General features: G+C 48.5%; 12 protein-coding genes. 2 read left to right on the top strand and 10 right to left on the bottom strand.

What is annotated here, in order from left to right:
• Nucleotides 1-149 precede the first annotated feature (149 nt).
• Nucleotides 150-1,910: an RNA polymerase sigma factor gene (locus tag BBR47_RS03865; protein WP_012684438.1), complete on the top strand. Its 1,761-nt coding sequence runs from the start codon at nt 150-152 to the stop codon at nt 1,908-1,910.
• A 53-nt stretch (nt 1,911-1,963) separates the two neighbouring features.
• On the opposite strand, the gene BBR47_RS03860 is transcribed toward BBR47_RS03865, so the two are convergent.
• From BBR47_RS03860 to asd, 6 genes are all read right to left on the bottom strand, one after another.
• Nucleotides 1,964-3,622 carry a YcdB/YcdC domain-containing protein gene (locus BBR47_RS03860; protein WP_012684437.1) on the bottom strand — a complete coding sequence of 553 codons (1,659 nt, stop codon included), beginning with the start codon at nt 3,620-3,622 and terminating at the stop codon, nt 1,964-1,966.
• 19 nt (nt 3,623-3,641) lie between these two features.
• Entirely contained in the window at nt 3,642-5,213 is a 1,572-nt protein-coding gene (locus tag BBR47_RS03855; protein WP_012684436.1) for a YcdB/YcdC domain-containing protein, read from the bottom strand.
• A gap of 133 nt (nt 5,214-5,346) precedes the next feature.
• Nucleotides 5,347-6,783: an Asp-tRNA(Asn)/Glu-tRNA(Gln) amidotransferase subunit GatB gene (gatB, locus tag BBR47_RS03850; RefSeq protein WP_012684435.1), complete on the bottom strand. Its 1,437-nt coding sequence runs from the start codon at nt 6,781-6,783 to the stop codon at nt 5,347-5,349.
• Between the two features lie 4 nt (nt 6,784-6,787).
• A complete protein-coding gene (gene gatA / locus BBR47_RS03845) occupies nt 6,788-8,260 on the bottom strand; it encodes an Asp-tRNA(Asn)/Glu-tRNA(Gln) amidotransferase subunit GatA (RefSeq protein ID WP_012684434.1) in 1,473 nt (490 codons plus the stop codon).
• 32 nt (nt 8,261-8,292) lie between these two features.
• On the bottom strand, nt 8,293-8,583 hold the full coding sequence (gene gatC, locus BBR47_RS03840; protein WP_007717539.1) for an Asp-tRNA(Asn)/Glu-tRNA(Gln) amidotransferase subunit GatC: 291 nt from the start codon (nt 8,581-8,583) through the stop codon (nt 8,293-8,295).
• Between the two features lie 1,760 nt (nt 8,584-10,343).
• Nucleotides 10,344-11,186, bottom strand: a complete 843-nt coding sequence (gene asd / locus BBR47_RS03835) for an archaetidylserine decarboxylase (protein ID WP_012684433.1) — start codon at nt 11,184-11,186, stop codon at nt 10,344-10,346.
• Between the two features lie 159 nt (nt 11,187-11,345).
• On the opposite strand from asd, the gene BBR47_RS03830 reads away from it, so the two are divergent.
• Nucleotides 11,346-12,266, top strand: a complete 921-nt coding sequence (locus BBR47_RS03830) for a diguanylate cyclase domain-containing protein (RefSeq protein WP_012684432.1) — start codon at nt 11,346-11,348, stop codon at nt 12,264-12,266.
• On the opposite strand, the gene BBR47_RS03825 is transcribed toward BBR47_RS03830, so the two are convergent.
• The 4 genes from BBR47_RS03825 to BBR47_RS03810 all read right to left on the bottom strand — a co-directional run bounded on the left by BBR47_RS03825 (nt 12,267) and on the right by BBR47_RS03810 (nt 17,186).
• On the bottom strand, nt 12,267-13,172 hold the full coding sequence (locus BBR47_RS03825) for an MraY family glycosyltransferase (RefSeq protein ID WP_231850552.1): 906 nt from the start codon (nt 13,170-13,172) through the stop codon (nt 12,267-12,269).
• A 155-nt stretch (nt 13,173-13,327) separates the two neighbouring features.
• Complete coding sequence (gene pruA, locus BBR47_RS03820) at nt 13,328-14,875, bottom strand: L-glutamate gamma-semialdehyde dehydrogenase (RefSeq protein WP_012684430.1); 1,548 nt, start codon at nt 14,873-14,875, stop codon at nt 13,328-13,330.
• A gap of 275 nt (nt 14,876-15,150) precedes the next feature.
• Nucleotides 15,151-16,218, bottom strand: coding sequence for a CamS family sex pheromone protein (locus tag BBR47_RS03815; protein ID WP_012684429.1), 1,068 nt, complete (start codon nt 16,216-16,218; stop codon nt 15,151-15,153).
• A 41-nt stretch (nt 16,219-16,259) separates the two neighbouring features.
• Entirely contained in the window at nt 16,260-17,186 is a 927-nt protein-coding gene (locus BBR47_RS03810) for a WD40/YVTN/BNR-like repeat-containing protein (protein WP_041749234.1), read from the bottom strand.
• Nucleotides 17,187-17,196 lie beyond the last annotated feature (10 nt).

The raw sequence follows: 17,196 nt of genomic DNA, 5'->3' as shown, positions 1-17,196 counted from the left end.
AAATCTTCGCTATCATAAGGAACTTCACCCTTCTGTTAAACTAAATGTGTCGGTTAAAAAACTCCAAAAATTTTTTCCCATCCCATGTCAGAAAATCCGTGAACCAGAAGTCTACACAGTAAATCAACAAATCACGAGGAGTTTTTGCGATGGATCACTTGATAATCAAGCCTAAGACTCATGAGGAACACACCCAGATAGAAGACGAGGCTCTGGTAGAGCAGGCAAAAGCCGGAGATCAGGAGGCGTTTAGCGAGCTGGTCAGGCGTCATCGCTCCAAAGTATACGGCTATGCTCGGTCGTATACACAAGAAGCCTTTCTTGCCGAAGACATCGTTCAGGATGCTCTCATTCGTGCTTTTTTGCACCTGGGAACGCTGGTGGACAGCCGACGTTTCCTTCCTTGGCTGCATCGGATTGTGCGCAATCAGGCGTACACACGGCTTTCGAAGGGGCCGCAAAAAAGGGAAACCGTTTTCTCGAGTATGGGCAAACAAACACATGAGCAGGAACCGGCTGACTGGGAGGACCTCGATAGTATCCTGCACAGGCTGGGACGATCTTGGTCGCACTCTGCGCAGAACACCAATCCCGAAGAGGTCATGGTGCGGCGTGAGCTGTTTGAGACAATCAGGAGCCTGCTGTACTGCCTCAATCCTCGGGAGAGACGCATTGTGGAATCTCATTTTTTTGATCATTTGGCCCCTCATGAGATCGCCCACATGTTCCAGATGTCCCAGGCTAATGTCTATCAAGTGCTATCGCGTTCTCGCAAAAAACTGATTCAGGAAAAAACTCGTGTCGTTGTTGATCAATACATGAAGACGAGAAAGGTTGCGGGGAGTATGAAACAAGCAGTATTGAATAAGCCAGAAGCATTCACGATGCCTACTTGGGTTACTTGCGCAGCGGCACTATACGGAATGGTAGAATCGACCGAACGAAAAATGTCTTTGCCGATGATCCTTGGCTTGAGCGGCCATGCCTTTCGCCTGACGATCGTCCCTGGAAATATCCATATTGCGGGCCCGACAATGTTTCACTTTCAACGAGTCTTGCAGCAGGGTTTGAAAAACATGGGCTTTGAATCTCGTGCCGTCACCTCGTATCATCTTTCCTGCGAACCAAGCATGAATGCCAATCAAGTTGCTCCCTCGCTATTGAGCCCGGAGGCACGCGAAAAGCGCCAGCTGTCTGTCCTCTTGCCAGAAGCATTGGAGCTGGTTCACCGCTCCATCGACAAAGGGCATCCTGTGCTTGCTTGGGATCTGTTCATGCCAGAGTTCGGATTGATCTACGGCTATGATGATGAAAAAAGAGTGTTTTACGCAGGAGACAACTGCCGAAATGACAGTACCATTCCCTATGAAAACTTGGGGCGGGGTATCGTCGAGGAGTTATTTGTCCTTGCCATCGACCGTGCGTTTCCGATCGATCAACGCACGATGCTCGCAAATGCTCTCCAATCTGCACTCGTTCATTATCGTGGAGAAGAGCCGCAGGACCAGAGCTGTGTCAATGGTCTAGCCACCTATGCTGCTTGGCAGGAGGCCTATGAAAAGGGAACGGTAGAGCCAAATGGCAACGCGTATACGACCGTGGTGAACGGGGATGCACGTCGCTACGCCTCTCTTTTCTGGAGCGAGATCGTAGATACGTGGACAGATTCTGTGTTTGATGAGGTTCGTCCGCTGATGAAAGAAGCAGCTGGCTTGTACGGGGCGATTGCCGATGGCTTTGACACGTTAAGCAAGCTCTTCCCATTCCCGGCTGGGGGCGAGCCGAACGATGCGGAGAAGGGCAAGCAGGCTATTGCGTTGTTGCAGGCGATTGAGCGAAATGAACGTGCTGCCGTATCGGTACTGGAACAAATACAGGCGGGACTCACTGCAAATCAGGCATCCACATAAAAGGGATAGAAAAAAGAACGCAGTCAGAAAAGCTGCGTTCTTTTTCGTTCGAATTATTCCTCGTATTCGCCCCATTCAAGTGTGCCTTTTACAGCATCTACGTAAGGCCAGCTCTTGCTCTTGTCAACCGTATAGACAAGGGTGAGAAAAGGAGCTTGTTTGCCTTTGTAGGTTGGCCAGAAGTAGGACAGCTTTACAGGGAGATTTTTGGCTACGATTTCAGCAGCTTGTTGCTCCGTTACGGATGGCTTCAGGATGGGAAGAGTACCCTCTTTTTCCGGCATATTCACAATGAAAGTAAATACTTGTCCACTCTCTATATCAACCTTCATCCAATAGTAACGGTCGAACACAGGCAACCCATCGTGCAATTCATAAAAAATGAAGGTATACGTTCCTGTTCCTGTGTCCTCCTCCTCTTCACCCTCTCCTTCATTCAACTCGATCATCCAATCAGCCAATTTCGGCTGTTTATATGGATCAAATATCTCAACCTGCCATTCAGTAGAGGATTTAGCGGCATATGGCTCGATGAAGGAAATTGCTTTTTTCAAGGCTTCTTCTTTCGATAAGGGAACAGGCAAGCTTTTTGTTTCCATAAAAATATCCGCACTAGTGACCGCTCCCGTAGAAGCATCCACCGAAATGGACACGTCTTCATACCCAAACTCATCGCTCCAGGAATGTATGATCTCACCATCTACTTCTCCTGTGTAGTATTCTGGGAACATTACCTTCGTATCCACGTCAAACAAGCCCGCGACGACTTTTTCTCCATCTGCCCTGCTTTTGACAATAAGCGGCTCTCCTTTTGGCGATAGCGTAATATTCTTCAGGTTGTCAGGATTTCTTTTTCCATTCCCGGCTAATTCAGTTCCATGAGTGAAGTCAATCTGCTTTCCTGTCACGGCATCGATGTAAGCGTTATTCATCCATAAGTATTGCATGCCCGGCTTGGCATCTTTCCCTTCCAGCACATAGCCCAATTCAAGACGATCAGGAGTGAAAAACTGCTTTTTGACAGCTTCTGGTGTCAGTGCCGTTTTCGGATCTGGGACCTTGGTCTCTTTCAAATCGAGTAGCTCAGTGGATACACCCAAGATATGACCAGCATAATCCGTCGTCACGTATATGCCCGTCCTATTCCCCAATATCTCCAGCCCATTTAGTACAACTGGATAATAAATGGTACGGTATATTGCTAAGGGATCAGTCAATTCTTCAGGGTCTACCTCTTCAACAGCTTTGGATAATTGAGGAGAGCCTGCTTGTTTTCTTTTGTCTGCCCCTAATAACTCAAGCACTGCTTTTTCTGCCCGTTGCAAAATAACCTCGTCTGTCGCAATTTCCCCTTGCTTCCAAATATACAAACTAGCGTTGTACGTGAACAACTCCCCTGTTTTGCTGTCAAAGACAACAGTGGCACCCATGTCATTGGATTCGGGACTTTCCAGATAGAGGTTTAACAGTTTTTCATCCATCTCACTTTTCACAATCGTTCGTTTCGTCAACGTTTTCAATGCAGGCTCCAGCTTTTCTAAAGCAGCTACGATTTGAGTGGCCCGCTCCGGGAGCTTTTCCTCGCTTTTTGTTGCAGATGCAATGTGGCTAGGATGGATTTCAGGACTTGCAGCCAAGGCTGTTCCACTTGTTCCTGGCAGCATCATTGCTATTGTCAATGCGATTGCTGTGCGTTTTCCATTTCGTTTCATTAAATCCCCTCCTTCTTTCTTAATCCTCGTACTCTCCCCATTTAAAAGATCCATTTACGGCATCGACGGTTGGCCAGCCTTTGCTGGTATCGAGTTTGTAAACGAGAATGGGTGCATTCTTCTCTCCTGACCTCGGCCAAATATAGGTCAACTTGACCGGTACCTGTTTGGAAACACTATCTGCTGCCTGTTGGGCTGTTACAGATGGTTTGAGCACAGGATATTTACGATCCTCTGCTGGAACTGATGCCACGAATTCAACGACTTTTCCCTTATTTGGATCAATTGCTACTCCGTAGGAATATTCCATGAGCGGTATCCCATTTTGTTTTTCGAAAAATAAAAAGCCATACTGCTCGACGGATTTCTTGTCCTCTTTCTTGATTTCCTCATACATTTCGACTTGCCACTCGGCTTTTTTAGCATGAGGCTCAAGGAACGTAATCGCCTTTTGCAAGGATTGCTCTTTTGTTAGAGGCACTGAGAGATTTTCGATATGTGCCAAATTTACGTATCCACCGATATCGCCAGTCACTTTGTTCACCATAATAGAGGCCCGATTAAAATCGATAGGGTTCGACCAATCATAAGTGATTTCGCCCTGCTGTTCATCTTTTCGATAGGTTGTATACAACTTCTTGGCATCAACCTCAAACAAATTCTCTAAAATCTGCTGATCGGTTGCGTCTTTTGCAATGAATGGTTTCCCTTGGGGTTTCAAGGAAATGTCCTTGATATCAGATGTATGGAGTTTTCCATCCCCTTCATCTGCTCCCCATTCCATTTCGATCTCCTTTCCCGTCAATGCATCAAATACAGGCGCCGTTCTCATTGTATATTCGATACCGGGTTTCCCATCTGTTCCTTCCCATACATAGCCATAACGAAGGCGTTCGGGCGTAAATATTTGCTTCCGAATCTCTTCTTTTGTAACAGCTTTTTTCGGATCAGCCACCTGTATACCCGTCAAATCTAGCGGTTGAAAAGATAGGCCCAACAAATGCCCGCCTGAATCCATTTCCACCTCGATACCGTAGCGCGCTTCGTCTATTTCCAGACCATTTAGCAGAATCGGAAAGTACACATTCGGGTATATAAACAACTCTTCTTCATCGTATACCGTTTTCGACAATTGAGGCGCATCTGTCATTTTTCGCTTCTTTTCTCCGAACAACTCTTGCACAGCTTTCTCAGCTTTTTGCACGATTGCTTCGTCCGTTACCTTTTCATTCTCTTCCCAAATGAATGGGGAAGCCTCGTAACCAAGTAATTCACCGCTCTGGCGATCAAAAAGCAGATATGCACTCATTTCGGTATCGGCAGGATGGCTTATATACAAATCCACTTGATTTTCATCGTAATCAGAAATAACGACCTCTCGGAGCGTCAGAGCTTTTAAAGCAGGCTCCAGCTTCTCCAGTGCAGCGACAATCTCTACCGCACGAGCAGGCAGCTTGACTTGTTCTTTGGATGGGTTTTCAGCATTTTTCAAGATCATTTCCGGACTTGCAGCAAATGCCTGGGCACCTGTTCCCAACAGCATGGTTGTCACTGCAAAAGCAGCCGTCGCACTTTTCCATTTTTGTGTCATGAACATTTCTCCTAATCAATTATGATGATAGCTATGCATTCTATCTTACTTTTTTCCCACTATTTAGCATAGATCAAAACACAAAAAAACAGCACCCTCCCCTTACAGAGAAAGTGCTGTCGTATGTTTTGCCCTACAGGCTGTTCAATACTTCCTGAATCAACTTGTTTACCATTCCCGGGTTTGCCTTCCCTTTGGTTTGCTTCATGACCTGTCCAACGAAGAAAGCAGCTGCTTTTTCGTTTCCGGACTTGAAGTCTGCCACGGCTTGTGGGTTGGAATTGACGGCATCCACGACGACTTGACGCAGAGCGCCTTCATCGCTGATTTGGACGAGTCCTTTTTCTTCGACGATCTGCTTCGGCTCTTTTCCGGTCTCCACCATCTCTTTGAAGACGGTTTTGGCGATTTTGGAGGAAATGGTTCCGTCCTCGATCAGCTTGATCATCTCACCCAAGCCTTTTGGTGTCATTTTCACATCGGCAAACACCAGGTTGTTGGCGTTGAGGTGTGCCAACAGGTCAACCATCAGCCAGTTTGCTACTGACTTCGGCTCTGCTCCTGTTTTCACCGTCTCATCAAAGAAATCAGCCGTCTCCTTGGAGATCGTAATGACTCCTGCATCATCCTTAGACAAACCAAACTCGTTCACATAGCGTGCCTGACGAGCATCTGGCAGCTCTGGAATGGTTGCGCGAACCGCTTCAATCCACTCCTCGGAAATCTGCATGCGAACCAGATCCGGGTCTGGGAAGTAACGATAGTCGTGTGCTTCCTCTTTGGAACGCATCGTCAACGTCTTCTTGTTCGCTTCATCCCAACGGCGCGTTTCCTGAACGACCTTGCCACCGGAAGAAACTACCTCCGTTTGACGTAGTACCTCGTACTCCAAGCCCATTTGCACGTTGCGGAAGGAGTTCATGTTTTTCAGCTCGGCCTTGGTTCCGAATTCTTCTTGACCATACGGACGAATCGATACGTTGGCGTCGCAGCGCAGGGAGCCTTGTTCCATGCGAACGTCAGATACTTCGGTGTACTGGATGATCGCTTTCAGCTTTTCCAGATACGCACGTGCTTCTTCCGGTGTGCGGATATCCGGCTCGGAAACGATCTCGACGAGCGGTACCCCGACGCGGTTGAAGTCTACCAGAGACTCTCCGCCAAAATCGCTGTGCGTCAGCTTGCCCGCATCCTCTTCCAAATGCAGACGAGTGATCCCAATGCGCTTCGTCTCACCGTTTACTTCGATGTCGATCCAGCCATTGTAGCCGATCGGCTGGTCAAACTGCGAGATTTGGTACGCTTTTGGGGAATCCGGATAAAAGTAGTTCTTGCGGTCGAACTTGGTCTCGCGGGAAATCTCGCAGTTGAGGGCGAGAGCTGCTTTCATCGCGAACTCTACCGCTTGCTTGTTCGTTACAGGCAGTACACCTGGATGTCCCAAGCAGATCGGGCATGTATGTGTATTCGGCGGTGCACCAAACTCAGTCGGGCAGCCGCAAAAGATTTTACTGTTGGTCGATAGCTCGGCGTGAACCTCCAAGCCGATGACGGTTTCGTACTTGCTCATGCTCTTACCCCCTCACCCATTCCGGTTTGCGCCCGTAGAAGCCTGCGGTTTGCTCATACGCATGGGCTACGCGCAATACGGTGGATTCGTCAAATGCACGACCTACGATCTGCAAACCGATCGGCAGACCGTTTTTGGAGAATCCGCACGGCACACTGATTGCTGGCAAACCAGCCAGGTTTACAGGAACGGTACAAATATCCTCCAGATACATTTTCACCGGATCATCTACGTTTTCGCCTACTTTGAAAGCCGTAGAAGGCGTCGTTGGGTGCAGGATGACATCGTAGTCAGCAAAAATGCTGTTGAAGTCCTGGATGATCAGGGTACGCACCTGCTGCGCCTTTTTGTAGTAAGCATCGTAATAACCAGACGAGAGCGCGTAGGTTCCGAGCATGATGCGACGCTTCACTTCTTGACCAAAACCTTGGCTGCGGGATTCCTTGTACAGCTCGATCAGGTTGGCCGCATTGTCTGCACGCACACCATATCGAACGCCGTCAAAACGAGCCAGGTTGGACGAAGCTTCAGAAGAAGACAAGAGGTAGTAAGCTGGCACTGCATATTCCGTGTGCGGCATGGAAACCTCGCTCCATGTAGCACCCATGCTCTCCAGCTGCTTCAATGCTGCCAAAACAGCATCGCGAACCTCAGGGTCAATCCCTTCTCCGATCAACTCTTTCGGTACCCCGATACGCAGACCTTTTACATCTCCAGTCAATGCGGACAAGTAATTCGGTACGTCCACATTGGCAGAGGTAGAGTCGTATTCATCATGTCCCGCAATCGCTTGCAGCACATAGGCGGAATCCTCAACGTTTTTCGTCACAGGCCCGATTTGATCCAGCGAGGACGCAAACGCAACCAGCCCGAAACGGGAGACGCGTCCATATGTAGGCTTCAAGCCGACAACGCCACAAAAAGCAGCTGGCTGACGGATGGAGCCACCTGTATCAGAGCCAAGTGTGTAGTAGAAATGACGTGCAGCCATTGCCGCCGCTGAACCACCGGAAGAGCCTCCCGGAACGTAGTCGGTGTTCCACGGGTTTTTCGCTGGGAAAAAGCCGGAATTTTCGTTGGAGCCGCCCATCGCAAACTCGTCCATGTTCAGCTTCGCAACGATAACCGAGTCGGCATCCTTCACCTTTTTGGAAACCGTCCCGTCATGGACAGGATCGTAGTTCGCCAAAAATTTACTCGCGCAAGTCGTGCGAATGTCTTTTGTAACCAGGTTGTCTTTCAGTCCGGCTGGCAAGCCGTAGAGAAGACCCAGCTCCTCATTTCCCTTAACCAGACGCTCGTCCAATTGACGAGCATGAGCCAAGGCTCCCTCTTCATCTACATGCAGGACGGATTTGATTTCTCCGTCATGCTCCTTGATGCTAGCGATGGAAGCCTGCACCAGATCCGTTACCGAAATCTCTTTTGCGCGCAGAGCGCTATGTATCTCAGACAATCGCTTGTCAAACAGCGACACAGTGGGTTCCTCCCTTCTCGTTATCCAGTAGGTTATTCGAATACAGCCGGTACTTTAAACTGTCCGTCTTCGTGATCCGGTGCGTTTTTCAGCACGTCCTCACGCGGCAGGGACGGTCTGTTTACGTCTTCGCGCATGACGTTTTTCACGTCTGTCGCATGGCTGGTTGGCTCAATATTGGATGTATCGAGCTCATTCAGCTTGGCTGCAAAATCGAGAATGGCATTCAGGTCTTTTGTGTACCGCTCCGCTTCTTCCTCAGTGAGCTGCAAACGGGCCAAATTAGCTACGTGTTCCACTTCTTTGCGAGTAATGGCACTCATTCTTTCCACCTCCGAATCGTATCACATAACTTTGATCTTACTTGAAAAGAGCGGGTTCAGTCAATTTTCACGGGGATTTCGTCAGGAAAAACAAATAATGTTTTCGGCAAAAAAATATTGATCGATTATTCGCCAATAAAAAACTTTGTATCGCTGTAGTGCTGGGGAGGAAACAGGAGAAAACGCTCAGCTTCTAGGGCCACCCGCTGGGGGATTGACTGCCCGGCTCCATGAAAAAAAGCGAAACCCGCGTCCAAAGTCGTCCTTTCAGGGGGTATCTCAGAGGTGGACGCTAAGGGCTTGTTTCTCTTTTTTTCATTGCGCCTCGGGCGGTGTCCCTAAGATCTTCGCTGTTTTCTCCTGTTTCCTCTACGAGCTTTCCGTGTTTACCGATCTTTTACGAACTTAAAAGATTGAAGAATGTAAGAAGTTACGCCAGAGAAGAATATTTCCAGACGTAGCGACTTGTGGAGTCCTACCAAGCGGAGAAGGGATTCGCGGGCAACAGAAACGCAACCGTGCCCATACGACGTAGCGGCTACCACTTTTGCGTTTCCCCGCGAATTCCTTCGGAGCGGCCAGTCCCATCCCTCAGCAGGACGGAGCACTGAGCCTAGACTGGAAATATTCTTCTCCCCACCGTAGCTGCATATTTAGAGACCTTAAGTTGTTGCTGTAGTGGTGGGGAGGAAACAGGAGAAAACGCTCAGCTTCTAGGGCCACCCTCTGGGGGATTGACTGCCCGGCTCCATGAAAAAAAGCGAAACCCGCGTCCAAAGTCGTCCATTCAAGGGGTGGCTCAGAGGTGGACGCTAAGGGCTTGTTTCTCTTTTTTTCATTGCGCCTCGGACGGTGTCCCTAAGATCTTCGCTGTTTTCTCCTGTTTCCTCTACGAGCTTCCCGTGTTTACCGATCTTTTACGAACTTAAAAGATTGAAGAATGTAAGAAGTTACGCCAGAGAAGAATATTTCCAGACGTAGCGACTTGTGGAGTCCTACCGAGCTCCGAAGGGATTCGCGGGCAAAAGAAACGCAACCGTGCCCATACGACGAAGCGGCTACCGCTTTTGCGTTTCCCCGCGAATCCCTTCGGAGCGGACAGTCCCAACCCTCAGTGGGACGGAGCACTGAGCCTAGACTGGAAATATTCTTCTCCCCACCGTAGCTACATATTTAGAGAGCTTGAGCTGTTGCTGTAGTGGTGGGGAGGAAACAGGAGAAAACGCTCAGCTTCTAGGGCCAACCGCTGGGGGATTGACTGCACGGCTCCATGAAAAAAGCGAAACCCGCGTCCAAAGTTGTCCATTCTGGGAGCGTCTCAGAGGTGGACGCTAAGGGCTTGTTTCTCTTTTTTTCATTGCGCCTCGGGCGGTGTCCCTAAGATCTTCGCTGTTTTCTCCTGTTTCCTCTACGAGCTTTCCGTGTTTACCGATCTTTTACGAACTTAAAAGATTGAAGAATGTAAGAAGTTACGCCAGAGAAGAATATTTCCAGACGTAGCGACTTGTGGAGTCCTACCAAGCGGAGAAGGGATTTGCGGGCAAAAGAAACGCAACCGTGCCCATACGACGTAGCGGCTACCACTTTTGCGTTTCCCCGCGAATCCCTTCGGAGCGGACAGTACTTACCCTCAGCAGGACGGAGCACTGAGCCTAGACTGGAAATATTCTTCTCCCCACCGCAGCCACATCTTCATCTCCTAAGAAAAAACAAGTCCAAGGCATTTGCCCTGGACTGTGAACTCTTCTTCTCGTACGTTATTACGCCTTCTTTGTCGCGAGCGCCTGCCCCATCAGGAGAGACTTCCCTTTTTCAACGCCTGTTGCCCATTCGAGCTCGTTGGACTCCAACAGCAAAATGACGGTGGATCCAAATTCGAACCAGCCCAGCTCTGAGCCTTTTTCATAACGAGGTGTCCCAGCAATCTTCTCGTGGGTTTGGCGACCGTGCTTGATGTTCGTCGTAGCTGTGTTGTAGCAGACCTTCACGCTGCCTACAAACAAGGCTCCTACTTTTACCAAAGCCATATCGCCCAAGCTATCTGTTTTGATGTGAGTTACCAAGCGTTCATTGCGAGCAAACAAACGGTCTACGTTTTCAATCCCGAGCTTGTTAACGGGATAGAGTCTGCCAGGCAAATAGCAGTAACTACTCAAATCGCCCGTTACTGGCATATGAATCCGGTGGTAATCCCTTGGACTCAAATAAATGGTGATAAATTTACCACCGTAGTAACGCTTGGCCTCTTCCTCCGAACCGCCCAACAGCTCACTCACACTGAAATCTTTTCCCTTTGCTTGAATCAAGGTACCTTCGCAAATATCCCCCAGCTGCGAAACAGTTCCATCTACCGGGCTGACGATGGTATCTGGGCCAGGTGCAATCGGTCTCGCTGCGGGCTTCAAGCGTCGGGAGAAGAACTCCTTCAGCGTACGGTATTCTGACGCCGGCTTTTCTATGATCGACGTATCAATTTGATAGTGCTTTATGTATCGTTGAATGGCTAATCGACTAAAGGGAGTAGCGGTAATTTTGCCCATAGTCCGTGACATCGCGTTTTGTGGCAAGCGATGGATGAGACCTGGGAGCAGCTTTTTGCCCATAAGAAAATATGCTCCTTCGTAAAACAACAATACCCTTACTTTACCACTTCTGCTAACAGCCAGTAAACCCCGCACTATTACCAGAGGTTCATCATTTTCTTCGGCAGTCTTGCTATACTATAATCATTTTAAGAAGCCACTTATCAGGAGATATCGGTTATGGTGAAGAAATTCGATATTACTACACTTATCAGTCAGCATGGTGATATCCTAACCAGTCTATTCGACCATATGTCGGACATGTTCTTTCTCATGGCTGTCGAACAAGATGCGGACGGGGAGTATCTGTTTCGCTATGTTTTGATGAATCCATCCGCTATGCACGTCGCCCTATTGAGCGAGGAAGCATACGGAAAAACGTTTGACGACGTGTATCCTCATGAAAAAGCCAGCTTATTACAGCACATGTACACACAAGCTGTAAAAAGCGGGAGTCCGATCCATTTTACTGCAAATGGTGACATCATTGGCGAATCCATTCTTTCTCCTGTCTACGATAGCAATGGTGTATGCACGCATGTCTTTTCCATTACCCGCGATGTTACTGAGCGCACAAACCTGGAGTCACAGCTGGCCTATATGGCGTATCATGATGTGCTTACGGGATTGCCGAACAGGCGCCTCCTCTCCGAAAAGCTCCAGCAAGCTCTACGTGCTGCCCAATCAAAAGAGGAGATGGTCGCTGCCCTCTATTTGGACTGTGACCGCTTTAAAGAAATCAACGATACATGGGGTCACGACACAGGAGATCTGTTTTTGCAAATGCTCGCTACACGCCTCAAGTCATCTGTTCGAGATGGCGATATCGTCGCACGGCTGGGTGGAGACGAGTTTGTCATCGTCCTGACCGGCATTCACTCTGAACGTCAGGTTGAAAAAATTGCAAATCGTATCCTGCTGGCGACGCAAGAGCCTTGGATGATTGAGGACCGGACCATACCGTTTTCGACAAGCATAGGCATTGCCCTCTATCCGGCATCTGCAAGCGAAGCTGAACAGCTGTTGAGCAATGCAGACAAAGCACTTTATCAGGCTAAAAAGACAGGCCGTAATCGTTTCTTTTTCTTTGACCCCATTTGATTATTGACTGTAAAACAAAAACACTGCCAAGACGGAGAACAGCAAGCTCACCATATACAAAATGATGACCGTCTGCTTCGTTGACAACCCCCGGGACATGAGCCGATGATGAACATGTCGGCGATCCGCTTGGTACATGGGGGAGCCTGCCAAAAGCCTACTGATGATGACCTGCACGGTGTCTACGACGGGCAAGCCTACTGCCAGGACAGTCACGACTAATGAAATGATCGTAGCCCCTTTCATTGTTCCTTCCAACGAGATCACGCCGAGAGCGAATCCCAAAAACATCGATCCCGCATCACCCATAAAAATTTTCGCCGGATAGAAATTGAAGCGTAGAAAAGCGAGTGCAGCACCTGCCAGTGCAACTGCCAATAATGCTGTTAATTCTTGACCTTTGAGCATCGACAAAAAGAACAAGGTCACCGCTGAGATCGCGGTAGCACCGGCAGCAAGCCCGTCGACTCCATCCAAAAAATTCACCATATTGATCAAGCCGACGATCCACAGCACGGTCATCAACAGGGAAACAAGGATTGGAAATGAAATGTACGTCCCTTCCTCTCCCCCCAGCCACATCAAATTGATTCCCCGAAAGCGAATATCCATGAGGAATGTCATCATTGCTACCAGTAACTGCACCATTAGTTTCGGCAGTGCCGGAAATTCTTTTTTCTGCGACTTGTACGTGTCGTCTATCCATCCAATGGCCACCAACACGGCCCCTCCAACTGCCAAAACTGCAACGGTTTTTTGCGCCCCTGCAAAAAAAGTTGACACCAACAAGAGACCGACAAACATCGCCAAACCACCAGATAATGGGATCGGCCTGCTATGTCCCTTTCTCCCCTTTGGCATATCCAGCAGCTTTGTTTTCCAAGCCAGCCAATTTGCTGCCGGCATCAACAAATACACAACAAAAAACGAGGAGAGTCCTGACACGATATAAGTAAACAGCTACCCTCACCTGCTTTGCCCATCATTTTGTCTTTAGTGTGGACAAAATAGGAACAAAAAAGCCGCCCCTGTAAAGGAGGCAGCTTTTTTTATTGTGTAGCTTACAGTTTTTCGGAAACCATTTTTGCTTGTGTGAAGAGCAGGAGGTAGTCTGGTCCACCCGCTTTGGAATCTGTACCGGACATGTTGAAGCCTCCGAATGGATGTACACCTACCAAAGCGCCTGTGCACTTGCGGTTGAAGTACAGGTTACCTACGTGGAACTCTTCGCGAGCGCGCTCCAGGTTCTCACGGTTGCGGCTGATGACAGCGCCAGTCAAGCCGTACTCAGTGTTGTTCGCAATTTCCATTGCATGATCGAAATCGTTAGCTTTGCAGAATGCTACCACTGGGCCAAAGATCTCTTCTTGCATGATGCGAGCTTGTGGATCTACATCTGCAAATACAGTTGGCATGATGAAGTAGCCGGATTCTGGACCTTTTTCGCCACCTGCAACCAGTTTGCCTTCTGTTTTACCAATCTCGATGTACTCGAGGATTTTGTTGTATGCTTTCTCGTCAACCACAGGACCTGTGTAGAAATCGTTGGTTCTGATGTCACCCACAGTCAGTTGTTTGGTCAGCTCTACTACGCGGCCCAGTACTTGGTCGTACACGTCTTGGTGAACGATAGCACGGGAGCAAGCGGAACATTTTTGACCGGAGAAACCGAATGCAGAAGCCACGATGGACTGTGCAGCCAACTCGATATCGCAGTCGTTATCAACAACGATGGAGTCTTTACCGCCCATTTCAGCAACCAGACGCTTCATCCATTTTTGACCTGGACGATGTTTCGCAGCCAGTTCATTGATACGCAGACCTACGTCACGGGAACCTGTGAAGCTGATGAAACGAGTCAGGTTGTGCTCTACGAGATAATCTCCGATTTGGCTACCGGAACCTGGTACGAAGTTTACAACACCTGCTGGTACGCCAGCGTCTTCGAGAATCTCCATGAATTTCGCAGCGATTACTGGAGTGGTAGAAGCAGGCTTCAATACGACAGTGTTACCCGCTACGAGAGCTGCTGTCGTCATACCAACCATGATCGCAAGAGGGAAGTTCCAAGGCGGGATAACGATACCTACACCGAGTGGAACGTAGTACAATTCGTTGTCTTCATCAGGGATACGAGGCAGATCATGGCGCTGGGACAGCTTATCCATTTGACGGCCATAGTATTCCATGAAGTCGATTGCTTCTGCTGTGTCAGCGTCAGCCTCTGCCCAGCTTTTTCCTGCTTCTTTTACGAGCCAAGCAGAGAACTCATGCTTACGGCGACGCATGATTGCTGCTGCTTTATACAGATAGCGGGAACGTGCTTGTGCAGGCACCTTTTTCCATGTTTCGAAAGTGCTAGCAGCTGTTTGGATCGCTTTCTCAGCCAGTGCTTGATCAGCCTGGGAAACAACGCCCACTACTTGTTCTTTATTAGAAGGGTTGAAGGAGTTGGATTTCTTTTCAGTTGTGATGCGTTCTCCGCCGATGATAAGCGGATACTCAAGGCCAAGCTCACTTTCTACCTTAGCGAGAGCTTCTTCAAATGCCTTTTTATTTTCTGGCAGACTAAAATTGGTAAACGCCTCGTTTTTGAATTCCACTTGCATCTTGTGACGCCTCCTTATCGATATCTTCCATGTTCGGATCACTCATAAAACATATGCAAGGATCATACCAACAAAACCATTTATGGCTCGACTCTATTAGTGTTTGCATTTTTGCAGAAAAATCACCGACAAGATTCAAGAAGTATCTCGAACACTTTTGTGCACACACCGTTCAACATTTCACACATTTGTTCAATCCGTTATTTTTTGTGTACAAAAAAACACCCGACCTCCTCACCTTCTCAGGAGATCATTCGGGTGTTTTATGCTTTTCCTTATTGTCTGTAAATATGCATATACGGCTCTCCACTTGTCGGTCGAATGTAGATCGACAATGGTTTGTTCATCGACTGTACATACAGGTTGACGTGAACGCTTTTGTCGAAGAGCTGATTGATGCTTCCTGCTGCAAATTGCGTAAACTGCAATGCCTCTGTTCTGGAGTCATACTCTGCAGTGGCGGTAATCGTAATCTCAGTGAGCTTGCCGTCCATGAAACGTCCCAGACCAGTCATTCCGATATATTCAGGGAAATAGCCCTTCGATTGACGCATGAGCTTGTCGTACTGCAACGACTGCTCTGGGTATTTCTGTTCAACCTCTGAACTCGGGAACAGGAAATATTCCTCTTCGATCGGTAGCCACTTGGATATCGTTGCTTCATTCGCCCCTACTGTTCCTGACATGATGAAGTGCCCCGGCACCAGAGTAGAATTCACTTCCGGTACTTGATACATCAAAATCAGGATCGGAACTTCCGGATTGGTTGCACGTACAGACTGCACGATACGAGCTGCAACCTGCTGACCTTTTGCTTGTAGTTCTTGTGCCGTGTACACCTTGTCCTGACCGGTTGCATCCTGATAATTCGGCGAAAGCGACAAGCCCAACACCATGCCAGCAAGGCTCTTATCCTTCTTGCTCAGATAATCATGCTCCAATACGTGCACGAGAATTCCGTTTTTCTTTTTCCCGTTGGCCCCAGCCGTCTTTTCCTGTGCAATCCACTGGGTAACTTGCTCTTTTTTTATCACTTGACCTTCTTGGAAATAATAATCGGACGTCGGGTATGTCTCCCGAGCAAACTCCATCAAGCCTAATTCAAGGTGACTGAAATCGACGCGATATTTCGTATCAGCAAGCATTCCTCGTGTCTGGTTTTGCTTGTACGGGGTAATGCTTCCGTAGTAATCCTCGGATACTTCCACTACCTCCGACAAGGACGGTGTAGTAGGCTCAGGAGCTTTGTCCTTGCCCCCAGGTATCAGCGAGCAGCCAGTCAATGCCATCACAAGAAGTACAGCTGTCAAGAACCTGCATCCTGCCAAAAACTTCACTTTCATAGATTACTCCTTTTCGTATCCAAAGGTGGGCGATGTACAAATCATTCGTTCCACTTGACCCATCGATTGTCTTCGAGCTTGTAGATCAACGCCGATTCGCCAATTCCCACCCATTTTGTATCCTCGCCACCTGAAGCAATGACAATCAGCTTTTCTGGTGAACGAGCATCCAGCAAACGCCATTCGCCCTTGATTTTCTCATAGATACCTTTTTCGGTTGCGACAGCGAGAGTACCAGTTCGTCTGTTAATAGCGAGCGAATAGATCTGCTGTGCTCCGGGAATCTCCTCTGTCTTCCACTGCCCCTCTTCATTATAGAGCAAGCTGAATTGGGCCGCTACATAGAGTCGGTCTTGTTCGGGATCAAAGTCCATGGCAAATACTTCCTGGTCCATTGGCTGCCACAGACTCCAAGATTGGGCCCCGTCCATCGATTGATAAATGCCTTCACCCGAGACAAAGGCAAACAGACGTACTTCGTCTCCTCGGCGATTCCCCACAAAGCTGGTGATATTCGCTGGCTCTGGTAACCCCTTGTTGACTGAAGTCCACTTTTTACCACCATCTGTTGAATGAAGAACCCCATCAATTCCACCGACAAATATTCGCTTCGGATCATCCGGGTCCACAAACCATCCTTCAATCGCATACTGCTCTAAATCTGTCGAGAGAGATCCCCACGTTCCACCGCCAGCTGAGCTATACAATCCAGCATTCGTACCAACCCATACTTGACGAGCGTCATCGGTCATCATCAGATTGTGAATCGTTGCTCCCAGTTCCAATACGTCCTGATAGGTCAAGTTCCCTTGTAGAGCAGCAGCTGTAACTGTTGGAGGATTCGCATTGATTTCTTTACTGCCAGTACTGCTGTTATTTCCACAGCCAACCAATTGCAGCATGGCTACTACACCGATTCCCCATTTCAGGAAGCTATTCATGCTCTTCACGTCCCTTCCCTTACTCATCCGTTGTCGC

Origin of the sequence: Brevibacillus brevis NBRC 100599 (genome assembly GCF_000010165.1) — a bacterium.
In the GTDB taxonomy this organism is placed as follows: Bacteria; Bacillota; Bacilli; order Brevibacillales; family Brevibacillaceae; genus Brevibacillus; species Brevibacillus brevis_D.
Note: the sequence above shows the minus strand (reverse complement) of the source record. Positions and strands in the feature narration are given on the sequence as shown.

Excerpts from the sequence above, each read along its gene's own strand:
- BBR47_RS03855 (WP_012684436.1), bottom strand. The coding sequence starts at position 5,213 with ATGACACAAAAATGGAAAAGTGCGACGGCTGCTTTTGCAGTGACAACC.
- asd (WP_012684433.1), bottom strand. The coding sequence starts at position 11,186 with ATGGGCAAAAAGCTGCTCCCAGGTCTCATCCATCGCTTGCCACAAAAC.
- gatB (WP_012684435.1), bottom strand. The coding sequence starts at position 6,783 with ATGAGCAAGTACGAAACCGTCATCGGCTTGGAGGTTCACGCCGAGCTA.
- BBR47_RS03825 (WP_231850552.1), bottom strand. The coding sequence starts at position 13,172 with ATGCCGGCAGCAAATTGGCTGGCTTGGAAAACAAAGCTGCTGGATATG.
- pruA (WP_012684430.1), bottom strand. The coding sequence starts at position 14,875 with ATGCAAGTGGAATTCAAAAACGAGGCGTTTACCAATTTTAGTCTGCCA.
- BBR47_RS03810 (WP_041749234.1), bottom strand. The coding sequence starts at position 17,186 with ATGAGTAAGGGAAGGGACGTGAAGAGCATGAATAGCTTCCTGAAATGG.
- gatC (WP_007717539.1), bottom strand. The coding sequence starts at position 8,583 with ATGAGTGCCATTACTCGCAAAGAAGTGGAACACGTAGCTAATTTGGCC.
- BBR47_RS03815 (WP_012684429.1), bottom strand. The coding sequence starts at position 16,218 with ATGAAAGTGAAGTTTTTGGCAGGATGCAGGTTCTTGACAGCTGTACTT.
- BBR47_RS03865 (WP_012684438.1), top strand. The coding sequence starts at position 150 with ATGGATCACTTGATAATCAAGCCTAAGACTCATGAGGAACACACCCAG.
- BBR47_RS03830 (WP_012684432.1), top strand. The coding sequence starts at position 11,346 with ATGGTGAAGAAATTCGATATTACTACACTTATCAGTCAGCATGGTGAT.
- BBR47_RS03860 (WP_012684437.1), bottom strand. The coding sequence starts at position 3,622 with ATGAAACGAAATGGAAAACGCACAGCAATCGCATTGACAATAGCAATG.